Source organism: Staphylococcus sp. 11007852 (genome assembly GCF_011394325.1).
GTDB classification, from domain to species: Bacteria; Bacillota; Bacilli; order Staphylococcales; family Staphylococcaceae; genus Staphylococcus; species Staphylococcus agnetis.
The window spans coordinates 1-26,175 of sequence record NZ_JAANBJ010000002.1 but is presented as its reverse complement, the minus strand read 5'-3'; the positions used below and the strand labels follow the sequence as shown (position 1 = coordinate 26,175).

Sequence of the window (26,175 nt, the reverse complement as noted above, 5' to 3'; positions counted from 1 at the left end):
ACCACAAAAATCATTTCAAAAGATTTTTGTGGTGTTTTGCTTGGAAACTGAAGCCCTATGTCCCAGCCTCTTTTGATTTTTAAATACAAAATTATCATGAATAACTTTATAATAGTAGAAGGAAACTATTAAATATTTCAAAAGATAGAGGGGATAGTATGAATGCTCTAGGAGTAATTATGACTATAATCGGTACAATTTTAACAATCTACAATACTGTATCGGCTAGAAAATGGAAGATAAAGAATTATGAATACCAAAAACAAATGGATAAATATAAAACTAAATTAGAAGAATCAAACCAAAAATATAACAGAAAAATAAATGATAAAAAAGAGATTATAAATTTTATAAATAAATTCGTTGAACTTGAATATAGCACTATAATGTCGTCAATCAGTTTCTTGTATGCTTTAAGATATGCGATCTTAAAGTTACGTAATGATTTTGAACATCTTGAAAGTTCACAATTAGAGAGCTTTTTAAAAGAACATTATGAAATAAAAAAAGATTTGATGATTTTGAAAACAGACACTAATCATTTATATATGCATTTTAACGACGATGTAGAATTTTCATTAATTGGAGGTACTTTTAATGAGATTTATTTTTTGAACGAGTTTGTAGAAATTCAAATCATGAAACATTACAATAGAGAAAAATTAAATAATAAAGTAATTATAGAAGATATTGATAAAGCATTGAGTTCGTCTCAACAAGTGTTGGATTGTGTTAATCAACTTAATAATTTAATAGTAAATAAGTTACAAAATTTATACTCAGATAAAACAGGGACGGGTGAAATATCTTTTGTATCAGGTACTGAATATTTTAGTTGGTATTTTCCTAAGCATCCTTATAAAGTTAGAAAATTGAAGTTCGAGAATTAATATTTATAATCACGTCCTTAATTGATCATGAATAAGAAATGATTTTTATAAAAAATAAAATTCATCATTTGATATACGATTATATTTGTGTTGTTAATTATTTTGGGATTTTCTTTAAATTGGGTTTCTAGGAAGCCATTCATTTATTCCTTACTTTTCTGCTCTATTGATGTGCTATGATATAAGCGAGGTGAATACTATGAATATTCGTGATATCGCTAAGCTAGCGTGTGTTTCGAAAAGTACAGTGTCGAGGTATTTAAATGGGGGTTCGATTAGTCCTACAACACGTCAGAAAATTGATCGTGTGGTACAAGAGACAGGATATAGTCCAAATCAATTTGCGCAAAGTTTAAAGGCGAAACGAACGCAAATGATGGGTGTTATCGTGCCACGTTTAAGTTCTTATGCATCGAACCAAACCCTTTATGGCATTGAAACGTATTTGAGAAGGCAACATTATCAAACCATTATCGTGAATACGGATTTAGATCAACAACGTGAAATTCATGCGATATCTACACTTGCGAAGAATAAAGTCGATGGCATCATTTTGCTTGCGACTGCGTTGACGGATGCGCATTTAAAAGCGATTCAATCGATTAAAGTGCCGATTATTTTAGTAGGACAGTCGTATGAAGGCATTCATTCAATTATTCAAAATGATTATGATGCGGGATGTCTTATGGGTAATTATTTTGGTAAAAGAGCGTTTGAACACATCGCATATTTTGGTGTGGATGAACGTGATGAAGCGGTAGGCGTACATCGTCGTCGTGGTGTTCTTGATGGGCTTGCGGACTTTAATCAAGACGCAACTGTTCACACGACTTCTTTTAAGTTAAGTGATGCGCAAGAACGTTCTAAAGCTTTTATTCATGATTATGATGCCATTATTTGTGCGACAGATAATATTGCTTTGGGTGTGTTAAAAACCGCGCTTGATATGAATATTGATGTTCCTCAAACATTATCTATTTCAGGGTTTGGTGGCTATGAAACAACCTCTATTGTGACACCGCGAATTACGACAATCGTGTTTCCTTATGAGGAGACAGGTCAGTGTGCTGCGGTATCGATGATGGCTTTATTAAATGGTGAGGAAGTCCCGCTATTACAACGCATGGATTACGCTATTGACGAAAAAGAAAGCGTTGACATTTTGCACAACTAAACGTAAAATTCTCGGTGAAGAGGGTTTTACTTTATAAACTATTTTGGTACCGGTTCCAATTTATGAATCATAAGTCATTAATGAAAGAAGTGAAATGATGGGAAAGTTGTATGCAATTGGTGAAGCTTTAATTGATTTCATTCCTCAAACGAAAGGCGTTGAGCTTAAAGACGTTAATGGGTTTGAGCCTCAAGTGGGCGGTGCGCCAGCAAATGTTGCGAGTTGTGTGGCGAAGCTCGGGGAAGCCTCCGCGCTCATTACGCAACTAGGTCAAGATGCGTTTGGAGATCAAATTGTAGAGATGTTAGCACATCAAGGTGTTGATACATCTTTGGTTCAGCGCACAACTGACGCAAATACTGGCCTCGCGTTTGTGAGTTTAACAGAATCTGGTGAACGTGACTTCGCATTTTATCGCAACCCATCTGCGGATATGTTGCTTGAAGCTGCTTCATTGAATGTGAATTTTCAACAAGATGACATTCTTCATTTTTGTTCCGTAGATTTGATTCCATCACCGATGAAAGCGGCTCATGTAAAAGCAATAGAATTAATGGAAAAAGCGGAAGGCACGATTATTTTTGACCCGAACTTACGATTTCCTTTATGGCCTTCGGTTGACGCTTTGAAAGCAACCGTACTTGAATTTACTCCGAAAGCCCATATTTTAAAAATTTCTGATGAAGAACTTTCGTTTTTAACAGGAAGTGATGACACTGCGTCCCTTCAACAATTATTTAAAGGTAAAACAGAAGTGATCATTTATACAGAAGGTGCGAACGGGGCCTCCATTTATACTAAAGAGGGTCAAATTGGTTATCACCCGGGTTATACCGTTGACGTTCAAGATACGACGGGTGCGGGAGATGCCTTTATTGGATCGGTTATTTATCAATTGTTAAAAGCACAACAAACACTTACGCCAATAGAAAATCTTAAACAACATGCGAAGGATATTTTAATATTTAGTAATGCGGTAGGTGCTTTAACAACAACGAAAAAAGGCGCGATAGGAAGCATACCAACAGTAGATGAGGTGCATCATCTCATAGCACGTTAAATAAGGAGGGGTACATATGGCAATGTCAGATCAACACATCGCGAAACAAGTCATTGAAGCGGTAGGTGGGAAAGAAAATATTAAATCTATTGCACATTGTGCGACACGATTACGCATTGTGGTTCATGATAAAGAAAAAATTGATCAAGCACAAATTGAAAATACAGATAAAGTAAAAGGTGCATTTTATAATTCTGGCCAGTATCAAGTGATATTTGGAACAGGAACCGTAAATAAAATTTACAGTGCGGTTGAAAGTTTAGGCATTGAAGGGCAAGCGACAAGCGATGTCAAACATGAAGCAGGTAAACAAGGGAATATGTTTCAACGCGCGATTCGCACATTTGGCGACGTATTTGTTCCAATTATTCCTGTATTAGTCGCAACAGGTTTATTCATGGGCTTACGTGGTGTATTGATGAACGAACAAATTTTGTCATGGATGGGTATGACACCGAAAGACATTTCACCTAATTTCATCCTGTTCACACAAGTGTTAACAGATACCGCTTTTGCATTTTTACCTGCACTTGTCGCATGGAGTGCGTTCAAAGTATTTGGAGGAAGTCCGGTGCTCGGCATCGTGCTCGGTTTAATGCTTGTCAATCCTGCATTGCCTAACGCTTATGAAGTGGGGAATGGTTCAGCTGAGGCATTGAAATTTTTTGGATTCGTTCCAGTTGTAGGCTATCAAGGCTCCGTTTTACCGGCATTCTTTGTAGGTCTCATTGGCGCAAAATTTGAAAAAATGTTACGCAAAAAAATACCAGATGCCATAGATTTAATCGTTACTCCGTTTTTAACATTACTTGTGATGATCACACTCGGATTGTTTATCATTGGACCGGTATTTCATGGCTTAGAAACTGTGATTTTAACAAGCACAATATGGGTATTAAATTTGCCATTCGGGATTGCAGGATTGTTAATCGGTTTTTTCCAACAAATAATTGTAGTCACAGGTGTGCATCATATCTTCAATTTTATGGAAATCCAGCTGTTAGAAGAATTTAAATACAATGAATTCAACCCAATTATCTCTGCGGCTATGACCGCACAAGGTGCCGCAACAGTAGCGGTTGGTCTGAAAACACGTCAGAAAAAGTTAAAAGCACTCGCATTACCATCAGCGTTTTCAGCATTTTTAGGGATTACAGAACCTGCTATCTTCGGTGTAAACTTACGTTACTTTAAGCCATTTGTATGTGGATTAATAGGTGGGGCAGTCGGAGGATTCCTCGCATCGTTATTCCATTTAAAAGCATCAGGGATGGCGATTACCGTACTACCAGGTATGTTGTTATTCATTAAAGACATCGGTCAATTGCCGTTATACATTTTAGTATTATTCGTTTCATTCAGCGTAGGATTCGTACTCACTTGGTTCTTCGGCTATAGTGATAAAATGGCACAAGAAATTAAAGAAGCGAAATAATAGAATATATAATCAAACACTCCCTAAAAGTACATAGGGAGTGTTTATTTGTGTAATGAACTTTTACAGTAAGGATATATGCGCGTGCGGCATCATTAGGGATAATTCATTTTATACCAATAACATATTATGTTTTGTTATATAATTAAATTAATGTAAATCGTTGTTATATTTATAAGAATGAATTTCTAATGGGTATGTGGTGATATACATATATAAACATCAATGTTAAGGAGACAAGCAATGGGATTAAAATTAAAAAGATATACGAAAGGCTATGCGCTGATACTATTTATAATTTGTATGAGTGGTGTAGATGTTGCGGAAGGAAAGGTAGCTGAAAATCGTTATATCACTCAGAATCAGATGCATTCACAATCAAAATATGAAGAACTTAAGAAGATATGGATATCCACGAATTATGGTTATGAATACTATGATGATCATAATGAAGCGATGAAGAAACAACATGAATATATTGAAAAAGAAGCACAAAAATTACTAAGTGATATGAAAACGCATTCTGATAAAACATACCTATGGGAAAGCGCAAAAGATGTTCAAACGAATTCAAGTCATATGACAAAAAGTTATAAGAATATCGAACGTATTGCGGAAGCGATGAATCATCCCCAATCATCTCTAAAAACAGATGAGAACATGAAAAAGCTAAAAGAAGCAGTTGAATGGATGCATGAACATGTTTATGGTACAGCAGCAGAAGACAATGTAAGAACTTTAACGTCTAACTTTATTGAAAAAGATGCGAATAAAAAGAAAGCCATGAATTGGTGGGATTATGAAATCGGGTCACCGAAAGCATTAACGAATACGCTCATTTTAATGGATCATGTTTTCACCAAAGAAGAGAAGAATAAATATACAGCGCCTATAAAGACGTATGTACCGAAAAGTGATGAAATATTAGCATCCGTAGGAAAACCTGAAAAAGCCACGGGTGGAAATCTTGTTGATATTTCTAAAGTGACATTACTAGAAAGTATGATTCATGAAGATGATAATAAGATGGAATCTGCAGTAAACGCCTTTAAGAAAGTTTTCACATATGTTCAAGAAGGTGCGAGTGGAAAAGCACGTAATGGTTTCTATACAGATGGGTCATACATAGATCATCAAGATGTGCCTTATACAGGGGCATATGGTGTTGTTTTATTAGAAGGTATCTCTCAAATGTTGCCGATTGTGAACGCATCAAATTTAAGTATCAATAACGAACAAATGAAAACTTTAGATCACTGGATCGACGACGCATTTATGCCTACGATACACAAAGGTGAAGTAATGGACTTTGTAAGAGGTCGAGCAATCAGTCGCGAGCATGAAACGAGTCATTCTACATCTACAACAGTGATGAAATCATTATTAAGAATGAGTGATGCGCTCAAAGATCAAAACTTAAAAAACAAATATCAACACTATATCAAAACATCTGTAATATCTGATAAAAGTTACCAACAAAATGACCACTTGAAGTCTTATACCGATATACACAAGATGAAACAACTTATGGATGATACTTCAGTTAATGTCAAACAGAAGCCGCAACAATTGAAAATTTATGATGAGATGAAACGCGTTGTATATCATCATCCAAATCTTAACTATACCTTTGGCCTAAGTTTAACTTCAGACAAAGTGTCTCGATATGAATCGATTAATAATGAGAATTTAAAAGGTTGGCATACCGGTGCGGGGATGTATTATTTATACAATGATGACGTGAGCCATTACCGAAATCATTTTTGGCCAACAGTAAATATGAAACATCTTGCAGGAACAACAACGTTAGGTGATGCACCTACGGGAGATAAAAAAAGTAAGAAAACATTTGTTGGTGGAACAAAATTCAACGAAAAGTACGCGAGTATAGCCATGGAATTTGAAAACCAACAACAGACGTTAGCCGCCAATAAATCATGGTTTATTTTAGATGACAAAATTGTCTTTGTAGGTAGCGGAATCAACAATAAAGATGCTCAAACAACAATTGAAAATCGTAAAGCAAACGGCTATACGCTTTATAAAGATGACAAACCACTAGATAAAGCAGTAAATGAAGACACAAAATCTATATTTTTAAAAGCGCAAAATACCCAAAACAACATCGGCTATCACTTTATTAAACCTACAAAATTAAATGTTGAAAAAATTGAGCGTACGGGTAAATGGCTAGATATTAATAAAAATCAAAGTAAAGAGGAACATAAACAAACATATTATGAAGTAACACAAGCACATTCTGATACAAATCATCACTATGCATACGTTTTATATCCTGGAATCGACCCAACTAAATTTAAACAAAAACATAATGATGTGAGTATCATTAAACAAGAAGACCAATTTCATGTCGTTAAAGACCATGCCAATCACGTATGGGGCATTGTAAACTATGGGAATGAAGCCAAATCATTTGAAATAGAGGACAATAAAATCGAAGTTAAAGCTAAAGGTATGTATATAATTAAGAAAAAGGATGCGCAAACGTTCGAGTGTTCATATCACAATCCAGAAGTATCAAACAAAGATAAAGATATCCAATCAATTATTAATTTGAATGGATATCACATCATTAATAAAAACAGTTTAGATCGACATATCCATTTTGAAATAAGCAAATAAAAATACATCTCCTTTTAGATGCTATCGTGATGTCAAAATCGTGATAAATACTTAAAATGTGAGATGCATTTAAATGTTAAATTTGGTCTTAATGATGCGATTGATATTTATGGAACCTTGTTTTAACGTTTTTAATCAGTAAAAGTATAAGTGATAAAAATATAAATAAAAAACCGATTGGAATGAGAAAAAAGTATTCATGCAGAAGACCTGTATAATCTACATATTCTGGTAATAAACTTTTTAAAATGATACACCCAATACCAATGAAAAATGTAATGAAGATGAACTTTCTTGAAATTAACAATTTCATTATAAGGAACTCCTTCTTTTGACTTAACTATATCCTATTTGATTTTTGGGATATTGAAATCATTCTCTAGGTGTATGATTATGAAAATTTCCATACTTTTGTGTTACAACTTTATCAATGGACGAACCATATGAACAGCAAAGACATCATCCTCAGTATTTTATAAATATTTATTTAACCATCCATATTTGGGTGGTTTTTTGTTTTACAAGCTTACTTTTTATTGTATAATTGATAACGATTATCAATTAGAGGTGTTGCTGTGAAATATATTTTACTGATGGTGGGCATCACGTGTACCATTTTGGGCTTTGTGGGTGTTGTGGTTCCGTTATTGCCGACGACACCATTTTTACTTCTTGCCGCAATTTGTTTTGCGAAAAGCTCAGAACGATTTAAAAATTGGTTAATACATACGAGAGTGTATAGAGAATACGTAGAAAGTTTTAAAAATGAACGCGGTTACACAATGATTAAAAAGTTTAAACTTTTAATCAGTTTATATATCGTTATTGCATTTTCAATTTATATGATAGATCACACGATGATTCGAGTGATGTTACTCATCATGGTGTGTTTTCAAACAATCTTTTTATTTACATTTGTAAAAACGTTACCTAATCAATCAAAGGAGAGATGAACAATGTTTATGGCAGAAAACTGTTTAAAGCTAAAAAAGGGGAGCGCACCAAAAATTGTAGAGCGTTTCCAAAATAGACAAGGTATTGAAACAATCGAAGGGTTCAAAGAAATGATGGTTACAATTACCAAACATAATGAAGACTATGATGAAGTTAAAATATTAACACTTTGGGAAACAGAAGCGGCATTTAAAAATTGGCTAAATTCTGACGTGTTTAAAGCAACACACCAGAAAGTGAGAAGTCATCAAGAAGATGCAGAAAGTCCTATTCTCAATAATAAAGTTTCTAAATATGAGATTGCGTATAAGTATGTGAAATAACGCGTTTAAAGTATTGTATGACATTCGCACATGCGCGCATTATTAAATTAACCTAAAGACTAAATGCCGCAAAAAGCACATTTAGTCTTTTTGGATGATTTCTCTAATAAAATCTAAAAAGTGAGAACGTTATGACTATTAATTTAGCCCAACTAAAGACACAACATTTAAATTTTTCAAAAGAAAAAAATGCTGTTCATTTAGATTTAAGCGAAGGTGAATATCAATTTATTTCTGGAGCAGACACATTAAATGATACGTATTTTTCAAATGTATATCGCAATGCGATAGATATTTTTGAGGAGATGTTTTCAAATACAGATGACGTTGAAATGATTCATTTAGTCATCAGTTATAAGAAAAAGTATTCGAAAACAAGGCTTATTGATAAATATACGCAAGCGAGAAAATACATACCACATCATATTGAAAGGTATCAAAATAGCGAAAATAATCCTTGTTTTGCCTTTACATACAAAATTTCTACTAAAAATATTAAATATCCATCATTAATAAAAGCCATTTGTAACCAAGATTTTCCAGCTTTAAAACCTATCATCAATCAAGGATCACATTATTCTGAATTGTATTTTGTAAATAAAACTAAAAATAGGTTGTATCTCTTATATGATGATAGGGGGTTGTGGTTATACTTTAATGACGAAAATGACTATCATTATTTTACGAATCAATATCATGCTTTAGTAGATTATTTAGAAGACGTATTGTAAAGATTTAATGGCAAAACAAAACGAGTATGAAAAAAATTAAGCAACAATCTGAAATTGTAATGGAATATCGATTAGAAAGAGATGATAACATGAAGAAAGTTTTCCTAATGGTATTATGTAGCATCTTATTTTTAGCTGCATGCACGCATACGAATCATAAAGAAGAGTCTTCACAAGAAATACGTACCTATACATTGGAAAACGGAAAAACAACGACTGTTCCTAAAAATCCTAAAAGAGTGGCGGTATTAACAGGATTCTATGTTGGTGATTTTATAGAATTAGGCATCAAACCGATTGCCGTTTCAAATATTGTGCAAGATTCATCAATATTAAAATCACATTTGAAAGATACAACATTCATTGGTGACGGAGATGTTGAAAAACTTGCTAAATTAAAGCCCGACCTAATTATTGTAGATGCTTCAGATAAGAACATTAAAAAATACGAAAAAATTGCAACTACGATTCCGTACACATATACCAAATACAACCATAAAGAAATTTTAAAAGAATTAGGAAAACTCACAAATACAGAAGACAAGGCGCAAAACTGGATTAAAAAATGGGACGCTCAAACAGCCAAAGATAAAAAAGACATTCAACAGAAAATAGGTCATGCCACTGCGTCAGTATTTGAACCTGATGTAAAAGAAATATATGTATACAACAGCACGTGGGGCCGAGGCTTGGATATTGTTCATGATGCGTTTGGCATGCCGATGACACAAAAATATAAAGAGAAGCTCCAACAAGATAAAAAAGGCTATGCAGCTATTTCGAAAGAAGAAATTGCTGACTACGCAGGAGACTATATTTTCTTAAGTAAACCTTCATATAGCACATTCGATTTTGAAAACTCTAAAACATGGAAAAATATAGATGCAGTGAAGAAAAATAGAGTGATTTCATATAAAGCAGAAGATTATTGGTTTACTGATCCTATCACATTAGATCATCTAAGAGTAAAATTAAAAAAAGAGATTTTAAATAAATCTCAATAAATATGCATGTATGATAAAATTAATTTATATATGGCTACACCATCAATGTTATGATAAATAAATGATACAAAAATCATAAGTTTTCAATGCTTTATGAACAACTACAGAAAAACACATCGAAAGGAGATAAAAGCATGAAAAAATTATGTATTTCAATGTTAATCAGCTTAATCGTATTAGGAGGATTACTTTCATCGTCAATATGGGCAAATGGCATAATAAATACCAATACGACAGAAGGAAATCACTTATTTACCGCTAAATTTGAAGGTGAGAAACAAACTTGCACTGCAGTGGCAATTAATTCATCAACATATTTAACAGCAGCACATTGTGTGGATTATGAAAATAAACAAGGTAATATCGGTAAAATTTATCCGGCATTATCAGGTATATCTACGCCGTTGAATTATGAAAATGTTAATAAAGCTATTGTTTACGAAGAAGGCAGTATCACAAAACCAGTAGATAAAGCTAAAGATTTAGCGTTATTGAAGGTTGAACGCTCCACTTCTACTTCTTCAGCATATTATTTAAATGGTAAAACGCCTAATATTATGGGGGTTTCAAAAGATAGAATTGATAAGGGTTCTAAATCGTTAATTAATAATAAAGTATACTCTGTTGGATACTCATCGGAGAGAGGTAATAATTATTCAGTATTATTTGAAGGGGAAATTACTAATATTTACATTAACTCACACAGGGGTAATGACGAAAATTCATTTGAAAAGTCGGGTATTGTAGATACATCTATCTATGCTGCCCCTGGACAATCTGGTTCTGGATTATACTTAAAAGATGAGAAAGGGTTAAATCATAGTGATGAACTAATAGGAATTCTTTCCTCATCTTCTTATGATAATAAAAATGCAACCTTCGCACTTATTACGACTAAAGTTAAAGCGTGGATTGAAGCAAATTCAAACTAATTATCACAATATTTGAAAGAAGTCTCTTAAACATATGTTTAAGGGGCTTTTTTGAGTTGTTAATGTACACATTTTTTGCGTAGTGTAAATGAAATAGAACTATTTCGACGTACTTTTGAATTCGAAAACGATAGTATACCACTTTTTATAAATATAAACCCTTTTAATGTAGAATTAATATTTGTTAATTCGTATTTAATGGTTTGTGTAGAATGAAACTTATATAATCGAAAAGCTGTGTCAAAAAGGGGTTTTTTGACAACTATTTTTATTTATATTAAAGGAGATTATAAAGTGAAAAAGAAATTATTAGTATTATCGGCAAGTGCAATCTTAGCATCTAATTTTATATTTGATAACAGTGCAAGCGCAGTAGTAGACGTGAGAGAGAATCCATATACGTCAAAGGCTACGGAGTTAAAAGGAAATTTAAGCCATAAAGATAGTGTTAAGGTTTATATTGAAAGTTTAGAAGATTTAATCCAATATTTATCACTAAACGTACATGCGGGTTATGATGAACCAGAATATAAAGAAGCTTATGATAAATATCAAAAGAAATTTATGGCAGAAATGGATGCTTTAAATAAATTTAAAAAAGAACAAGACATAATAGACTGGTACGGCGCATATTGGAATCCTACAAAGGTTTCAAATACTACTTACGGACTAACATATGAAAGATATGTACATGTATTTGAATCCCTACTTAAAAACAGGCAAGATTTTGCGGAAGAATCTAGAAAAATTCAAGAGAAATATAGTGATCTTAAACGATATACAAAGGAAGAAAAATATAAAGCTGGATGGGAAATTAATCAATTAGAAAATAAAATATTAATGATTGGTAATACATTTACAAGAAAAACAGATGCTGTGCAAAATATGTACAATAAGTTAGATGTTGTAATTGGAATATCTGATTATGATAGAGATTACAACACACCTAGAAATAAGAGAATGTTTGAAAAAATGAAAGAGGATTTAGAAACTATAATTGATCAATTTTTTGAAGAAGCAGAATTAGCTAGACCCAAAAACATTCCGGCTTTAAGTGCTAGCAATGAGAAAGATTTTTCATTAAGAAAAAAACTTAGACAAGATGCAAATGCTGCAAAAAATGATGCTCGATTAGTAGATCCAGGCGTGAAAATAAGAGCTGATAAAGTTAAAAAAGCACAAGAAGAAGCTAAAGCAGAAAGAATTAAGAGAGCCCCAAAAGCAAAAGCATCTAAAACAACAAAATCAATAAAAAGTAAAGAACAAAAAACTTATAAATATAAGCAACTAAAGAAACGTTCAGAATCAAACATCCAAGAACCTACTACGAAATCTTCTGTTTCTACACATGTTGCATCTAGCAACAAGCCTTCATCTACTATTTCAAATCAACAGAAAGCAGCAAATGATAATAAATTAAGTGGAACAACTAATCAAAATAAAAAGTTAAAAGGCATGAGTGGTGAATCTAATAATTTTGATGTCACTCATAATTCTAAACCAACTAATCAACTAAGCGGTAACTCTAACTTAATTGAATTCTCGCAAGATACAGTACCAAATACTAACGAATTGAATAAACAAACGACGCCTAATGCACCTGTAGTTAAAGAAACAATTACAGAATCAAATGTTGTAGATATTGATCAATCTTCATTCTATGAAAAATCAGGGTATAAATACGGCTATAGTGAAAGTGATACATCTGGTTACACAGAACGAGACAAACGTGCAATTCGCCGTAATCATGTAAGAGAAGCTGAAGAATTAGTAAACAAATACGTTAACTCGCATGCTTATCAAGATCGTGTTGCTGCGCAAGCAAAAGTAAAAACATTAAGTCCTGAACAACAAAAACGGTTAAATCAACAAATCGACAAAATTTATAATGGTCAATAATATATCAAACTTAAGAAGGCTAGCTTTTTGGGGTAAAAACTAGCCTTTTTGTTTTGTGCGCATAAATCAAACCTAAACAAATAAGAAAGCTTAATGTGAAATAATTAAATATTCATTAACACCAATGTATTGAAAGTGCATAATAAGGCGTTAATAAAGATTTAATACTGAGCTAAAACTAATTAAAAATGCAATTCAATTAACTTAATTTAGCTTAAAACATTAACGCGAATTTATATACAATAGGCAAACTCAATTAATTTAAATCATACTTAAATTATCTTAAATACTCTTTAAAGGAATAAAGAAACAAGAAATTTTAGTATATAATTACAATTGTAGTGAATAAAGTAAAATGAATAAGGTATTCGCTATAATTTTCGGGTTTTAAAATAAAATTACACTACAAATTTTAGAGATAAACTAATTTAAAATAGAATTAATGTTGTGTTAAAACTAACTTAATGGTTTATGTTGGGTGAAACTTATATAATCGAAAAGCTGCGTCAAAAAGAAGGGAATTTGACAAGGGTTATTTTATTTAGAATAAAGGAGAACAAAATATGAAAAAGAAATTATTAGTATTATCAGCAAGCGCTATTTTAGCGTCAAACTTTATATTTGATAACAATGCAAGTGCACTAGTGAAGGAAACTAAGCATAAATCAGAAGCTTTAAAAATGGGATGGAATGGATATAGTCAGTTTAGTAAAAAGCAGTACGAGGATGATTTTAAAGATTTAACGCATAGAATATCATTGAATGAGCATGGCGGTTTTGATGAAATAGAGTATAAAGAGGCATATCAAAAATATCAAGATGTGTTTCTAGGAGAATTAGATGCATTTAATCAACTCATTTTAAAATTAGACTCTAATGAGGAAGGTATGACATCTCAAAAGTATAATATAATTCGTGAAAAATTAAAGCAGAATAAGATTGAGTTTATAACTAAAGTTAAAGAGATTGAAAGTACTAAAAAAGATTTAAAAAGGTTTAAAGAAGGCGACGATGATTTTTATAAAGCTATAGATAAAGTTTATGAATTAGAAGATAAAGTATTTATGGTAATGAGTTCATTTTCCAGTAGGAAAAATAGTGATGCTTTAGATGAGTTATACAATAAATTATTCTTAATCGTCGGTACTACTCCGGAAGAGCGTTTAGATAAACTCCCAAAGAACCAACGTATGTTGGGAGAAATGTGTGAGAACTTAGAAACTATTATTGATGACTTTTTCAAAGAAATAGGTTATGAGAGACCGAAAGATATTGTACCACTTACTGATGATAATAAAGATGATTTTGAAGCACGCATAAAATTGAGAGAAGCTGCTCTAAAAGCAAATACTGATGAAAGTTTTAGAGACCCTAATGTAAAAGTACGTGCTGAAAAAGCTAAAGCTAAATTAGCTGAAATTACTAAAAAATCTAGTGAAGCAAAAGCTAAAGCTGAGGCAGAAAGAAAAGCAAAAGCGGTATCTATGCCACTAAAATCATATAGAAATGATCCTGAAGCATTTCCACATAAACAATTAAGAAATGAACTATCAATTAAGTTCCCAGAATCTTCACCACAGCTTCCAATTTATACGGTAACATCTGAAAGTCAAACACTACCTGTCCTAAAACAACAAGTTAAGGAAGAAAAGGTTGATGTACTTAAAAGTAAACGTCCAGAAGGCGCATTAAAAGGTATGGAAGGTGTATCTGCACCGGTAACAGCGGTTTCTGAGCCAGCATTTAATGTTACGGCTGCGCCTCAACAGAAAATAGTAGAAGACAATACTGGATTAAGTGGCTCTAATAATAACCTAGCAAGTATGGGCGGGGAGTCTAAAGAAGTTAGCTTCACATATGATTCACAACCTGTAGATTTTGACATTATTACTGAATCGAATGAGATTGTTCTTGATCAACATACTGATATTAAAGTATCTGGCTATACAACTGGTGAAAGTATTGAAGACTCAAGACCATCAAACGAAGTAACTAAATAAGCATGTGATTGCTTACATTTTATAATTTTTAAACCTTAAAACCGAGCGTTAAACCACGCTAATATAATCTGTTATAACCTCTTATTAATAAGTGAAATTTAAACCAAGACAACCAATTCAATACAGTTTACAATAGACTTAAATATAGACCATACGAAAAGACTAGCTTTTGGGAGAAGCTGGTCTTTTCTTATTCTTACGATGATTCAGTTTAACGATGTTTTTTTGTTACAATGGTGCTAAATGACATTTGAGCAGGAGTGACGACGATGAGTTATAAAGTAGTTTTACTTGATTTTGATGATACGTTGGTCGATTTTCATGATGCGGAGGTGAAGGCGTATACGTATTTAATGGATCAATATAAGGTGCCGGAATCTAAGCGAGACTATGAGACGTTTAAAAAGATTAATCAAGCGCATTGGGAAGCGTTTCAGCGTAATGAACTTACGAAAAGTGAAGTGCTAAGTCACCGTTTTATTGAAACGTTTCAACAATACGAGATGTCGGTCGACGGTCATGAAGCAGATGTGACATTTCGAGATGGGTTGGCGACGGCCAAAATCAAATGGCATGAGGGTGTTGAAGAGGCCCTTGCGTATTTGAAGTCAAAATATACCCTTGCGATTGCGACGAATGGGGTGACGCAAACACAAAAACGTCGTATCGCGCAAACGGATTTGATGTCATATGTTGACCATTTGTTTGTTTCAGATGAAATGGGCGCTCAAAAGCCGAGTCGTCAGTTTTTTGATATCGTTTTTAACACTATGCCTGAGTTTGATACTAAAGACTTCATTATTATTGGTGATTCGCTCACTTCTGATATTCAAGGTGGCATTAACGGGGGGATTGATACGGTGTGGTTTAACCATAAAAGCGTAGAAAATAACACGCCCATTATGCCCACATATACCATCAACACGATGCATGAAATTGATCAGATTTTGTAAGAAAAAGACAAGCCGTACATGCACGTACGTCTTGCCTTTAGTTTATTTTCTATAATGATCGTATTTACCTGCTGCGATATCGGCTTTGCGTTGTTGTATTTCTTTATAAACAGCTTCTGCATCATCGCCGTCATAGTATCCTTGTTCTATCGCATTTTTCGTCTGTAGTTCTCCTGATGATAACCCACCATTGTATTTTTTGCGTAATGCGTTAATCAGTTCATCTTTAGTCGTTGCTGCATTAATTTCTGCATTGACATCTTCTGTTGTATCAGTATGTTGGGTATGCGTTTTGTAAATCGATTGTTCTTCCCCACGTGCGATGCGTAATGAGCTTTCGTAAGCTGCCGCAGCGGGACCTTCCATGACATTGCCTTGTGGAATGACGCCATTCGCCACAGCGCTTTTATAAGCGGCGATTTTATCGATTTCTGTATAATCTCCATAAATAATCGCCTCTAACATTGCTCTGTCTGTGACATTGTTTACGTCGAATTTTTGTGTAGTGACTGTTTCAGTCGACGCTTTGTCTGTTTGATTTTCTTCTGTTGATTGTGCTTCTTTTTTAGTTTTGTCTTTATCTTTTTTCTCTTTTTGTTCTTTCTTTTGATGTGACTCTGATTTTGCTTTTTTATCATCATCTTCACCAAACAAGCTACATCCTGTAAGTAGCACGAAACTTGTTAAAACGAGTCCTAATAATGCTTTCGATTTCATCCCTACATCCCTTTCATTTCATTCTAAATTGTTCAACATTATTTTACCTCTAAATTTATGCGTTGTGTCATGAAAATTTCACAAAATGTAAAAACCTTATATATAAGGAAGAAAGTCGGGCAAAAATCTTGAAAAAATTTAATTGATAATGATTATCACTATTGACAGAGGCAACTAAAATAAGTATTATGTTTTTAAATCGTTATCATTACGATTTGTGCATTGAACAATTGCTTTTCAAAGGAGATTTATTAATGAAAGATATTGTTCATTTTTCTAAATTTAATCCGTCTGGGAATATGACGGTATTAGTAGATTCTGAACATGATGCGTCGCGTTATGTGTCTATCGCAAATCAGTTGATGCAGACGTCGCATGTGTGTTGTGAACAGGTCGGGTTTGTTATTAAGCCACAATCATCTGACGACCTTTATGGGTTACACATGAGTGGCAATGAGTTTTGTGGGAATGCGACGTTATCGATGTTGCATTATTTATTGGAACGTGATCTTGTGCCGTTAGGTAAGCTGTCGTTACAGGTTTCTGGGGTTTCAACACCGACCGTATGCGAAATTCATGCTTTAGGTGATTATGAAGCCACGTTACCCGCACCACATGCATATGAATGGACAACACTTGTGCTCGGTACGGAAAAGTTTGATGTGTTGAAAATCACATATGCATCCTACTGTCATTTTGTCGTCCCGGTTGTAACGTTTGATGAAGCTTTATATCGCGATGTTGAAACGTTTGTTACGTCGCAAACTTGGTCTAAGTCGTTTAAAACGATTGGACTGTTGCTATATGACGCAGAGCGGTGCCAATTGCATCCACTGATTTATGTACCGGAACTTGGCAGTATCATTTGGGAGCAAAGTTGTGGTTCTGGTACAGGTTCTATCGGTGTTTATGAAGCGCTACAACAACCGGGAAAGTGTACAGATAGTATGGTACATCAACCAGGGGGCGTCTTACGTGTTTGTGCGCAGATGGCTGCGTCACCACTTATTACAATTAGGGGGCATGTTAAAACAGTTGCAACGGGGTTAGCTTATATAGAATAGGAGCTTAATATGATACAAAATATCCAACTTGAGACAGAAATGGAACTAGAACTCGCAACGTTTTATCGGAATTTTGTTGACCACTATCAAAAAGTGGCCCTTAATTTTGAATCAATCTCAGAGTTAGAGCGTGAGATAGACGTGTTTAGTCAATACATACTTAACGAAAGTAATGCGTTACGTTTTCATCATTGGCAAGCAAAAGAGAGACAAACGCCGAATATTGTGCCGGCATTGGCTGATATTACAGCGAAATGCGTGAAATTAATGGAAGTGCTTCGCGCAAAACGCCATATTCTAGGCGAGGCGACAGAAACGACGTATTTTCAAAATATCGAGCATTGTATTCAGGAAGAATTTGGGCAATTTCAAATTACTTCTGATGATACGGTGTTATTAGTTGGTTCTGGGGCGTTTCCGATGACACCGATTCAAATTGCGAAAGAAACCGGTGCGTCTGTTATCGGCATTGATATTGATGCAGAGGCTATCGCGTATGGGCGCCAAGTGGTGGCAGATTTGGCACCAGAGGCCTCAATTGAATTGCACCAAGCTACGGTCGATCAGTTGCCTCAAATTAAAGACGTTACGCATGTCATTTTCAGTTCAACGGTCCCTATTAAATATGACATTTTAGAAGATTTGTATGCGTTGACTGGACCTAATACAGTTGTGGCGATGCGTTACGGTAATGATTTAAAAGCGATATTTAATTATCCTAAACGTGAGACTGACGCTAAACAATGGGTGTGTGTCGATGAGGTAATTCAACCTAATCAAATTTTTGATATTGCGCTTTACCAAAAAGCAGATGTTGCAAGAGGTGTCGGCTCATGAGGCCTAGTATTCTCATTGTAGGCACAGGTCCTGTGGCGGTGCAACTTGGTGTGCTTTTTGACAAATACCTAGACGCAGAAATTGCGTTTGTAAGTCGTAGTCATGTGTCTGCACGTTCGAAGCAATTTGTCGAAGCAGTCGTGGCCTCAGGCGATATTGAAGCACATGTTCAAAATAAGCAACATGAGACACTCACAGGGACTGCCACACCGCGTCACGTGTTTGATGCGTACGCCTCGGTAACGGGAACGTATGATTATCTTGTACTTGCATGTACTGCAGATGCTTATGTGGATACGTTAAAACAACTTCCGAATGCCGTGTTAGAAAAGATTAAAAGTGTGTTGCTCGTGTCGCCGACGCTTGGTTCTAACATTATAGTACGTACCCAATTAGAGCCGATTCAACCTCAAATTGATGTTGTCAGCTGTTCGACGTATTTAGGTGATACACGTGTCCTCGACCAGACGAAACCCTATCGTGTCACAACGATGGGGCTCAAAAAGCATTTATATTTAGGGGCGACCGCCGACACATCTGAGTTGTTGGCGCGTTTAACACACATGTTTGAATGTATTGATTTACCTGTTACTGTCGTCACCAATCCGATAGAAGCAGAATCGCGCAATAGTTCGTTGTATGTACACCCCGCACTTTTTATGAATGCGCATGCTTTAAAGGCCATTTTTTATGGTACAGACGTCCCGTTTTATGTGTATAAATTATATCCTGAAGGTCCGATTACGATGGATTTAATTCACGAAATGAGAGGGATGTGGCAAGAAATTACATCGATTTTAAAGGTGCTAAATGTAAAGCCTCTGAACCTACTGCGTTTTATGGTTGAAGAGAATTATCCGTTACGCCCTGAGACGATGTCCAAAACTAAAATTGCACAATTTGAATCACTGCCGGAAATGGAACAAGAGTACTTACTTTATGTGCGTTACACGGGAATACTGATTGATCCGTTTTCAACACCGAATGCGAAAGGGTTTTATGAGGATTTTTCAGCGGTACCGTTTCGCCAAATTTATCAAAATCATGAAGGTATTTGGGAAATACCGCGCATGCCACATGAAGATTATTATCGCACTAAAATTATTCAAGGACTTGGGCGTGCGTTATGCATTGAAACACCGATGATTGATATGTTACTGACACGATATGAAACAATGCTTCAGCACTTTCACGAAGAACGACCGCATTTAAAAAAATCACAACAATTTTTCCCGAAAACATTTGAAAGTGATATGACTTGTATTCAGCAAGGGCTTCAAACAACTTAAGGAAAAGTAGAATGAAAGGAATAAGAGAATGAAACAGACATTTAAATGGTTTATTTTAGCATTAACGGCACTCGTTGTATTAGCGGCGTGTGGCAACTCCAAGGCACTAGAGCAAAAGAAAGAAGACAAAAATATTACGTATGCGACGTCTAAAGATATTGGCGATATGAATCCACATGTCTATGGAGGTTCAATGTCCGCACAAGGCATGGTATACGAGTCACTTGTAGATAATACGCAAAAAGGGATTCAACCATTACTTGCGAAATCTTGGGATGTTTCTGAAGATGGTAAAACTTATACTTTCCATTTACGTGAAGGGGTGAAATTCCATGATGGCACACCATTTGATGCGGAAGCGGTGAAAAAGAATTTTGACGCTGTTCAAGCGAACAAGTCTTTACACTCATGGATTAAACTTTCAACAATTATGGATAAAACAGAAGCGAAAGATGCACATACATTTGTATTAACGTTAAAAGAACCATACAATGCAACTTTAGAAGAACTTGCGATGACACGTCCTTATGTTTTTGTTTCTCCTAAGGCCTTTAAAAATGGCGGGACAAAAGATGGCTTGAAAGCTTTTAGTGGTACAGGACCATACAAATTAAAAGACCATCAGAAAGATGAAAGTGCAACATTTGAACGTAACGATGATTACTGGGGCGGCAAACCTAAATTGAAAAGTATTGTTGCTAAAGTGTTACCTGCAGGGGAAACATCATTTTTAGCATTACAAAAAGGGGAAGTGAATTTTGCGTTCACTGATGACCGCGGAACAGATAATATCGATAACGAAGCCGTGAAAAAACTAACAGATTCTGGTGACTATCAATTAAAGCGTAGCCAACCGATGAATACAAAGATGATTGTTGCTAATTCTGGTAAAAAAGACAGCCCAGCTCATGACAAAGCAGTGCGTATTGCTTTATGGCAAAGTGTCGATCAAAAGAGTATTTCAGACAAAATTTTAGATAAGACAGAAAAGCCTGCGTTTACATTGTTCTCTAAAAACGTACCGCATGCGAATGTAGATTTAAAACCACGTCACTTTGATTTGAAAGAAGCGGCGAAAACGTTAGACGAAGCAGGATGGAAGCAAGAGAAAAAAGGTGAGTTACGTCAAAAAGATGGCAAAAAGTTAGAGATGAAATTATATTACGACAATAACTCTAATTCACAAAAACAAGAAGCTGAATTTATTCAAGCAAAAGCAGAAGAAATTGGTATGAAATTAAATATTGTAGGAGAAACGTCAGACAAAATTGCAGAACGTCGTACATCCGGCAATTATGATTTGTTGTTCAACCAAACTTGGGGCTTACAATATGATCCACAAAGTACTATTTCAGCCTTTAAAACGGATACAGGTTACAAAGCTGCAACATCTGGAATCGACAATAAAGATGCGTTATACCAAAATATTGATGATGCATTAAAAACACAAGATGCGAAAGAGCAAGATCAAAAATATCACAGCATTTTGAATACAGTTCACGACGAAGCGATTTTTATTCCGATCTCTCATGGTGGTATGACAGTGATTGCACCTAATGATTTTAAAGGTATTACATTTAAACAATCTCAATATGAATTACCATTTGAAGAAATGGATTACAAATAAGGAGTGACATAATGGGATACAGTATCGTTAAACGGTTATTACTGACCCTGCCGCTTCTAATTATGATTAGTTTTCTTACATTCGCATTGACGCGGCTGTCTGATGAAGATCCCGCTGTTGTCATTTTACATGCGCAAGAAGTCCCAAATATTACACAAAGTCTCATTGAAGAAACACGCGCGAAATACGGCCTCGATGAACCGTTTCTTGTGCAATATTGGGAATGGCTCAAAGACGCATTACAATTTAAATTTGGTCAAAGCTTTGTCACGGGTGATGATGTCAGCACCCGTGTTTGGCCAGCATTTTTTAATACTTTAAAGTTAACACTCGTTTCAAGCGTAGTGATTATAACGATGTCTATCATACTCGGTACTTTGACAGCACTTTGGCGTGGCACATGGTTTGACCGTATCACACGTAGTACGGCGTTTATATTAACGGCGATACCTTCGTATTGGTTAGCAGCATTATTAATCATTTACGTGTCAGTAGGTATGAATCTGTTGCCGACTTCAGGGCTGACAGGGCCCGAAAGTTATGTATTGCCGGTGCTGACCATTTCGTTAGGTTATATCGGGATCTACTTTAGAAATGTGAGAAGTGCGATGATTCAACAATTGGATCAAGATTATGTCTTATATGCCCGAGCGATGGGTGTACGCTATCCTACAATTGTCCTACAAGTGATTCGCAATGCGATGCAAGTCGTTGTATCGATATTTTGTATGTCAATTCCAATCATTTTAGGTGGATCGGTGGTTATCGAAAACATTTTCGCTTGGCCAGGGATGGGGCAATTAAGTGTCAAAGCTGTAATGGAACAAGACTTTCCAATTATACAAGCATACGTATTAATTATTTCCGTACTGTTTATTTTATTAAATACACTCGCAGATATTATTAATATGTGGCTCAATCCTAAATTAAGGGAGGGCAATTAAATGGTAGTCCTTCAACGTTTATGGCAAGACCGAGGTGCAAAAATAGCACTCTTTATTATAGGATTGTATTTATTATTAGGTATTTGTGCGCCACTAGTGACGCCTTATACACCAACAGCTGTCAATATTCAAAATAAATTTGCGGGAATGTCTTTTGCGCATTGGCTAGGTACGGATCACTTAGGACGCGACATTTTAACGCGACTCATATACGCGATCCGTCCAAGTTTAATGTTAGTATTAGCAGCACTCTTATGTGCAGTCGTTATCGGCATGATTTTAGGTTTTATTGCCGGTTATTTCGGGCGATGGATTGATACGATTTTAATGCGCGCCTGTGACGTCATGCTATCGTTTCCAACTTATGTGATGACGCTCGCATTAATTGGTGTATTAGGTATCGGCTTGGAAAGTATGTTTGTCGCGTTTATCATTACACGGTGGGCATGGTTTTGCCGAATCATCCGAACGAGTGTGATGCAGTATCGTGACTCAGATGACGTTAAATTTGCGCGTGCTATTGGTTTATCACATACGCGCATCATTATGACGCATATTTTACCGTTAACGCTAGCAGATATTGCGGTGATTTCGTCAAGTTCTATGGTATCGATGATTCTACAAATTTCTGGATTTTCTTTTATTGGTCTTGGTGTCAAAGCCCCAACAGCAGAGTGGGGGATGATGATGAATGAAGCACGCAAAGTGATGTTCAGTCATCCAGAATTGATGTTTGCGCCGGGGATTGCGATTATTATTATCGTCCTCGCCTTTAATTTCTTATCTGATGCTATTCAAATTGCCGTTGATCCAAAATTATCACAACAACAAGTAAGGCAGCGTGTGAAACGTGGGGTGATGTCATGAGTCAACCGATTTTAGATGTTCAAAAATTAACGCTGATTGATGGTAATACGAATCACGTCCTTGTCCATCATTGTTCATTTAAGTTGGACAAGGGAAAAATTTTAGCGATTATTGGTGAAAGTGGCAGTGGGAAATCAATTACGTGTAAAGCACTCCTTGGGCTGAATGACCACAACATTCAAATGAGTGGGGAGGCGCACTTTAATACGATGGATTTATTGCAACAAAGCGAAACTCAATTACGTCACATTCGTGGTAATGAAATTGCGATGATTATGCAACAAGGCGGTACGGCGTTTAACCCTTCTTTTACGCTTGGCTATCAAATGCGTACCATTTTAAATCACCATCATATCACAAATGCGACAACCCAAAAGACCCTTCTCAAGTCTTATTTTGATATGTTAGGCTTACACGATTTCGATCGAATCATGCGTGCATATCCTCACGAACTGTCTGGCGGTATGCTACAACGTTTAATGATTGTAATGGCACTGGCGTTAAAGCCGGAACTCATTATCGCGGATGAACCGACGACGGCACTAGATGTTATTACTCAATATGACGTGTTAAAAGAGTTTCAACACATTAAAGAGACGGTAGGTTGTGCGATGATTTTTATTTCGCATGATTTAGCAGTCGTGAAACATATTGCGGATGATGTGCTCGTTATGAAAAATGGCGATGTCATTGAATATGGACCGGTGAAGGATGTGTTGGAAAATCCACAACATGCGTACACGCAATACCTTGTGAATGCGCGTCGTAAGTTGACATCTTATTTCCAGAAAGTAAGAGGTGACCACTCATGTTAACCATTCAAGATGTGTCCAAATCATACCGAGATAAAGGCACGCGCCAATATCGAGAAGTTGTTAAAGGCGTAAGTTTTACATGTGAGAAAGGTGAGAGTATCAGTATCATCGGTGAAAGTGGGAGCGGTAAATCCACGCTTGGCCGGATGATTCTTGGTATTGAAAAACCCGATCGCGGGCGTGTCGATATTAACGGCCAATGTGTCTGTCGTCGTGAGGTGAGACGTGGTCAAATGAGTGCAGTGTTTCAAAATTATAAATCATCGTTACACCCGTATTTTAATGTCGAACAGATTTTAAAAGAGCCGCTTCAACAACTTAAGTTATCTAAAGAAGATATGCAACAAGAAATGATTCGTTTACTTGAAGAAGTAGGCTTAGACAAAAGTTTTTTAAAGCGATATCCACAGATGATGTCTGGCGGGGAAGCACAACGTGTCGCGATCGCGCGCGCCATTAGTACTAAGCCAGACTATTTATTATTAGATGAAGCGATTAGCGCATTGGATATGTCAATTCAAACGCAAATCTTAGATTTATTAGTCCGATTACGACATGAATATCATTTGAGTTATATATTTATTACACATGATATCCAAGCAGCCACGTATTTATGTGATCGTTTATTTATTTTTAAAGAGGGTGAAATTCAAGAGTCACTCGCCAAAAATCAAATTTACGATGCGACACATCCGTATACGCGCGCATTGCTTGAAAAACAACTTATCTATTAGGAGGCGACGTAATGAAAGGCGCGCTCGCTTGGCCTTTTTTAAGGCTCTATATTTTAGCGCTATTTTTCTTTAGTGCCAATGCAATTTTGAATGTCATGATTCCATTACGAGGACATGATTTAGGTGCAACAAATACGACCATCGGTATCGTGATGGGGGCCTACATGTTAACAGCAATGTTATTTCGTCCATGGGCAGGCCACGTCATTGCTAACATTGGCCCCATTAAAATTTTGCGATGGATTTTAGTCATTAATGGTGTCGCATTAGTGATGTATGGTTTTACGGGACTTGAAGGGTACTTTATTTCCCGGGTAATGCAAGGGGTGTGTACCGCATTTTTCTCAATGGCCCTTCAAATTGGGATTATCGATGCATTACCGGAAGAAGACCGTGCACAAGGCATCTCTCTTTACTCGCTCTTTTCATACATACCGGGTGTCATTGGCCCATTAATTGCGGTAGGTATTTGGCAATTAGACAATATGAGCTACTTTGCGATTGCGATGGTTGTCATTGCGATTACAACTGGGGTGTTCGGTTTTAGTGCGACGTTAGATCAACATGTTCAAGATGAACCTACGCCGCAAAAGAAGGAAGCTTTGCCATTTGGCCCGGTTTCCGTATTTACACAGTTTTTTAAAAATCAGTTTTTATTTAAAGCAGGATTAGTCATGTTAGTGGCGTCTATTGGTTTTGGAGCGGTGGCAACATTTATTGTGTTATATACACAAACGTATGGTGTAGGTCACGCAGGTCTTTTCCTTGCATTACAAGCGATTACGGTAGTATTGGCACGTTTTTATTTAAGACGTTATATTCCATCAGATGGTAAATGGCATGTTGGATTTATGTTAAAAGTGATGAGTTTATTAACCCTAGCGGTATTAGGAATTAGTGTGGGGCATATCGTTGGCGCATTTGTCTTATACATCAGTGCGATACTTATCGGTATCGCCCAAGCACTTATTTATCCAACATTAACGTCATTTTTAAGTTTCAAATTGCCAAAATACGGCCGAAACATGTTGCTTGGGTTATTTATTGCCACAGCAGATTTAGGTGTGTCATTGGGTTCTGCATTAATGGGACCGATTGCTGACTTAACGAACTATGCGGTGATGTATTTAATTTGTGGCATCATGTTAATCGCAACGACACTCTTTTGTATCGAACGCCGACAACAATTTATCGGCGAATAACATTAGGGGCTGGGACATAGGGTTTCAGCTTCCAAGAAAAACACCACAAAAATCACTTCAAAAGATTTTGTGGTGTTTTTT

General features: G+C 35.6%; 24 protein-coding genes. 22 read left to right on the top strand and 2 right to left on the bottom strand.

Annotated features, from left to right (window positions below; all coding sequences use genetic code 11):
- Positions 1-179 precede the first annotated feature (179 nt).
- The 5 genes from G8Y85_RS00415 (at position 180) to G8Y85_RS00395 (ending at position 7,202) form a co-directional block, all read left to right on the top strand.
- Positions 180-890, top strand: a complete 711-nt coding sequence (locus G8Y85_RS00415; RefSeq protein ID WP_245203065.1) for a hypothetical protein — start codon at positions 180-182, stop codon at positions 888-890.
- Positions 891-1,089: 199 nt separating this feature from the next.
- Positions 1,090-2,064 carry a LacI family DNA-binding transcriptional regulator gene (locus tag G8Y85_RS00410; protein ID WP_107401636.1) on the top strand — a complete coding sequence of 325 codons (975 nt, stop codon included), beginning with the start codon at positions 1,090-1,092 and terminating at the stop codon, positions 2,062-2,064.
- 97 nt (positions 2,065-2,161) lie between these two features.
- Positions 2,162-3,124 (top strand): carbohydrate kinase family protein, encoded by a 963-nt coding sequence (locus G8Y85_RS00405; protein ID WP_165805252.1) that lies wholly within the window; start codon positions 2,162-2,164, stop codon positions 3,122-3,124.
- A 16-nt stretch (positions 3,125-3,140) separates the two neighbouring features.
- On the top strand, positions 3,141-4,559 hold the full coding sequence (locus G8Y85_RS00400; protein ID WP_107401634.1) for a sucrose-specific PTS transporter subunit IIBC: 1,419 nt from the start codon (positions 3,141-3,143) through the stop codon (positions 4,557-4,559).
- Between the two features lie 243 nt (positions 4,560-4,802).
- On the top strand, positions 4,803-7,202 hold the full coding sequence (locus G8Y85_RS00395; RefSeq protein WP_165805251.1) for a polysaccharide lyase 8 family protein: 2,400 nt from the start codon (positions 4,803-4,805) through the stop codon (positions 7,200-7,202).
- Between the two features lie 88 nt (positions 7,203-7,290).
- Here the strand turns inward: G8Y85_RS00395 and G8Y85_RS00390 are convergent, their stop codons facing one another.
- Positions 7,291-7,515, bottom strand: coding sequence for a DUF3955 domain-containing protein (locus tag G8Y85_RS00390; protein WP_165805250.1), 225 nt, complete (start codon positions 7,513-7,515; stop codon positions 7,291-7,293).
- 262 nt (positions 7,516-7,777) lie between these two features.
- Between G8Y85_RS00390 and G8Y85_RS00385 the strand changes: the two genes are divergently transcribed.
- The 8 genes from G8Y85_RS00385 to G8Y85_RS00350 all read left to right on the top strand — a co-directional run bounded on the left by G8Y85_RS00385 (position 7,778) and on the right by G8Y85_RS00350 (position 15,998).
- Positions 7,778-8,155, top strand: a complete 378-nt coding sequence (locus G8Y85_RS00385) for a DUF454 family protein (protein WP_165805249.1) — start codon at positions 7,778-7,780, stop codon at positions 8,153-8,155.
- A gap of 3 nt (positions 8,156-8,158) precedes the next feature.
- Complete coding sequence (locus G8Y85_RS00380) at positions 8,159-8,479, top strand: antibiotic biosynthesis monooxygenase (protein ID WP_165805248.1); 321 nt, start codon at positions 8,159-8,161, stop codon at positions 8,477-8,479.
- A gap of 131 nt (positions 8,480-8,610) precedes the next feature.
- Positions 8,611-9,210 (top strand): DUF3885 domain-containing protein, encoded by a 600-nt coding sequence (locus G8Y85_RS00375; protein WP_165805247.1) that lies wholly within the window; start codon positions 8,611-8,613, stop codon positions 9,208-9,210.
- A gap of 89 nt (positions 9,211-9,299) precedes the next feature.
- Complete coding sequence (locus tag G8Y85_RS00370) at positions 9,300-10,214, top strand: iron-hydroxamate ABC transporter substrate-binding protein (protein ID WP_165805254.1); 915 nt, start codon at positions 9,300-9,302, stop codon at positions 10,212-10,214.
- A gap of 134 nt (positions 10,215-10,348) precedes the next feature.
- Positions 10,349-11,146, top strand: coding sequence for a S1 family peptidase (locus G8Y85_RS00365; protein WP_165805246.1), 798 nt, complete (start codon positions 10,349-10,351; stop codon positions 11,144-11,146).
- Between the two features lie 294 nt (positions 11,147-11,440).
- Positions 11,441-13,045 (top strand): coagulase domain-containing protein, encoded by a 1,605-nt coding sequence (locus G8Y85_RS00360; protein WP_165805245.1) that lies wholly within the window; start codon positions 11,441-11,443, stop codon positions 13,043-13,045.
- A 563-nt stretch (positions 13,046-13,608) separates the two neighbouring features.
- Positions 13,609-15,045 (top strand): coagulase domain-containing protein, encoded by a 1,437-nt coding sequence (locus G8Y85_RS00355; RefSeq protein ID WP_165805244.1) that lies wholly within the window; start codon positions 13,609-13,611, stop codon positions 15,043-15,045.
- A 269-nt stretch (positions 15,046-15,314) separates the two neighbouring features.
- Positions 15,315-15,998, top strand: a complete 684-nt coding sequence (locus G8Y85_RS00350; protein ID WP_165805243.1) for a YjjG family noncanonical pyrimidine nucleotidase — start codon at positions 15,315-15,317, stop codon at positions 15,996-15,998.
- 42 nt (positions 15,999-16,040) lie between these two features.
- On the opposite strand, the gene G8Y85_RS00345 is transcribed toward G8Y85_RS00350, so the two are convergent.
- Entirely contained in the window at positions 16,041-16,715 is a 675-nt protein-coding gene (locus tag G8Y85_RS00345) for a hypothetical protein (protein WP_165805242.1), read from the bottom strand.
- A gap of 254 nt (positions 16,716-16,969) precedes the next feature.
- Between G8Y85_RS00345 and cntK the strand changes: the two genes are divergently transcribed.
- From cntK to cntE, 9 genes are read left to right on the top strand one after another with little or no spacing between them, the layout of a single operon-like run.
- Positions 16,970-17,779 (top strand): histidine racemase CntK, encoded by an 810-nt coding sequence (gene cntK, locus G8Y85_RS00340; protein WP_165805241.1) that lies wholly within the window; start codon positions 16,970-16,972, stop codon positions 17,777-17,779.
- Between the two features lie 9 nt (positions 17,780-17,788).
- A complete protein-coding gene (gene cntL / locus G8Y85_RS00335) occupies positions 17,789-18,616 on the top strand; it encodes a staphylopine biosynthesis enzyme CntL (RefSeq protein ID WP_165805240.1) in 828 nt (275 codons plus the stop codon).
- Positions 18,613-19,905: an opine metallophore biosynthesis dehydrogenase gene (locus G8Y85_RS00330; protein ID WP_165805239.1), complete on the top strand. Its 1,293-nt coding sequence runs from the start codon at positions 18,613-18,615 to the stop codon at positions 19,903-19,905. The genes cntL and G8Y85_RS00330 overlap by 4 nt, the downstream gene beginning before the upstream one ends.
- 28 nt (positions 19,906-19,933) lie before the next feature.
- A complete protein-coding gene (gene cntA / locus G8Y85_RS00325; RefSeq protein ID WP_165805238.1) occupies positions 19,934-21,532 on the top strand; it encodes a staphylopine-dependent metal ABC transporter substrate-binding lipoprotein in 1,599 nt (532 codons plus the stop codon).
- 11 nt (positions 21,533-21,543) lie between these two features.
- Positions 21,544-22,476: a nickel/cobalt ABC transporter permease gene (opp1B, locus tag G8Y85_RS00320; RefSeq protein ID WP_039647238.1), complete on the top strand. Its 933-nt coding sequence runs from the start codon at positions 21,544-21,546 to the stop codon at positions 22,474-22,476.
- On the top strand, positions 22,477-23,343 hold the full coding sequence (gene cntC, locus G8Y85_RS00315) for a staphylopine uptake ABC transporter permease subunit CntC (protein WP_165805237.1): 867 nt from the start codon (positions 22,477-22,479) through the stop codon (positions 23,341-23,343).
- Positions 23,340-24,158 carry a staphylopine uptake ABC transporter ATP-binding protein CntD gene (gene cntD, locus G8Y85_RS00310; protein ID WP_060552240.1) on the top strand — a complete coding sequence of 273 codons (819 nt, stop codon included), beginning with the start codon at positions 23,340-23,342 and terminating at the stop codon, positions 24,156-24,158. Before cntC ends, cntD begins: the two co-directional genes overlap by 4 nt.
- A complete protein-coding gene (locus tag G8Y85_RS00305) occupies positions 24,152-24,892 on the top strand; it encodes an ABC transporter ATP-binding protein (RefSeq protein ID WP_165805236.1) in 741 nt (246 codons plus the stop codon). The genes cntD and G8Y85_RS00305 overlap by 7 nt, the downstream gene beginning before the upstream one ends.
- A gap of 11 nt (positions 24,893-24,903) precedes the next feature.
- Positions 24,904-26,094, top strand: coding sequence for a staphylopine family metallophore export MFS transporter CntE (gene cntE, locus G8Y85_RS00300; RefSeq protein ID WP_060552242.1), 1,191 nt, complete (start codon positions 24,904-24,906; stop codon positions 26,092-26,094).
- The last annotated feature ends 81 nt before the right edge of the window (positions 26,095-26,175 follow it).

Coding starts and splice junctions, on each gene's coding strand:
- G8Y85_RS00415 (WP_245203065.1), top strand. CDS start 180: ATGACTATAATCGGTACAATTTTAACAATCTACAATACTGTATCGGCT.
- G8Y85_RS00410 (WP_107401636.1), top strand. CDS start 1,090: ATGAATATTCGTGATATCGCTAAGCTAGCGTGTGTTTCGAAAAGTACA.
- G8Y85_RS00405 (WP_165805252.1), top strand. CDS start 2,162: ATGGGAAAGTTGTATGCAATTGGTGAAGCTTTAATTGATTTCATTCCT.
- G8Y85_RS00400 (WP_107401634.1), top strand. CDS start 3,141: ATGGCAATGTCAGATCAACACATCGCGAAACAAGTCATTGAAGCGGTA.
- G8Y85_RS00395 (WP_165805251.1), top strand. CDS start 4,803: ATGGGATTAAAATTAAAAAGATATACGAAAGGCTATGCGCTGATACTA.
- G8Y85_RS00390 (WP_165805250.1), bottom strand. CDS start 7,515: ATGAAATTGTTAATTTCAAGAAAGTTCATCTTCATTACATTTTTCATT.
- G8Y85_RS00380 (WP_165805248.1), top strand. CDS start 8,159: ATGTTTATGGCAGAAAACTGTTTAAAGCTAAAAAAGGGGAGCGCACCA.
- G8Y85_RS00375 (WP_165805247.1), top strand. CDS start 8,611: ATGACTATTAATTTAGCCCAACTAAAGACACAACATTTAAATTTTTCA.
- G8Y85_RS00370 (WP_165805254.1), top strand. CDS start 9,300: ATGAAGAAAGTTTTCCTAATGGTATTATGTAGCATCTTATTTTTAGCT.
- G8Y85_RS00365 (WP_165805246.1), top strand. CDS start 10,349: ATGAAAAAATTATGTATTTCAATGTTAATCAGCTTAATCGTATTAGGA.
- G8Y85_RS00355 (WP_165805244.1), top strand. CDS start 13,609: ATGAAAAAGAAATTATTAGTATTATCAGCAAGCGCTATTTTAGCGTCA.
- G8Y85_RS00350 (WP_165805243.1), top strand. CDS start 15,315: ATGAGTTATAAAGTAGTTTTACTTGATTTTGATGATACGTTGGTCGAT.
- G8Y85_RS00345 (WP_165805242.1), bottom strand. CDS start 16,715: ATGAAATCGAAAGCATTATTAGGACTCGTTTTAACAAGTTTCGTGCTA.
- cntK (WP_165805241.1), top strand. CDS start 16,970: ATGAAAGATATTGTTCATTTTTCTAAATTTAATCCGTCTGGGAATATG.
- cntL (WP_165805240.1), top strand. CDS start 17,789: ATGATACAAAATATCCAACTTGAGACAGAAATGGAACTAGAACTCGCA.
- G8Y85_RS00330 (WP_165805239.1), top strand. CDS start 18,613: ATGAGGCCTAGTATTCTCATTGTAGGCACAGGTCCTGTGGCGGTGCAA.
- cntA (WP_165805238.1), top strand. CDS start 19,934: ATGAAACAGACATTTAAATGGTTTATTTTAGCATTAACGGCACTCGTT.
- opp1B (WP_039647238.1), top strand. CDS start 21,544: ATGGGATACAGTATCGTTAAACGGTTATTACTGACCCTGCCGCTTCTA.
- cntC (WP_165805237.1), top strand. CDS start 22,477: ATGGTAGTCCTTCAACGTTTATGGCAAGACCGAGGTGCAAAAATAGCA.
- cntD (WP_060552240.1), top strand. CDS start 23,340: ATGAGTCAACCGATTTTAGATGTTCAAAAATTAACGCTGATTGATGGT.
- G8Y85_RS00305 (WP_165805236.1), top strand. CDS start 24,152: ATGTTAACCATTCAAGATGTGTCCAAATCATACCGAGATAAAGGCACG.
- cntE (WP_060552242.1), top strand. CDS start 24,904: ATGAAAGGCGCGCTCGCTTGGCCTTTTTTAAGGCTCTATATTTTAGCG.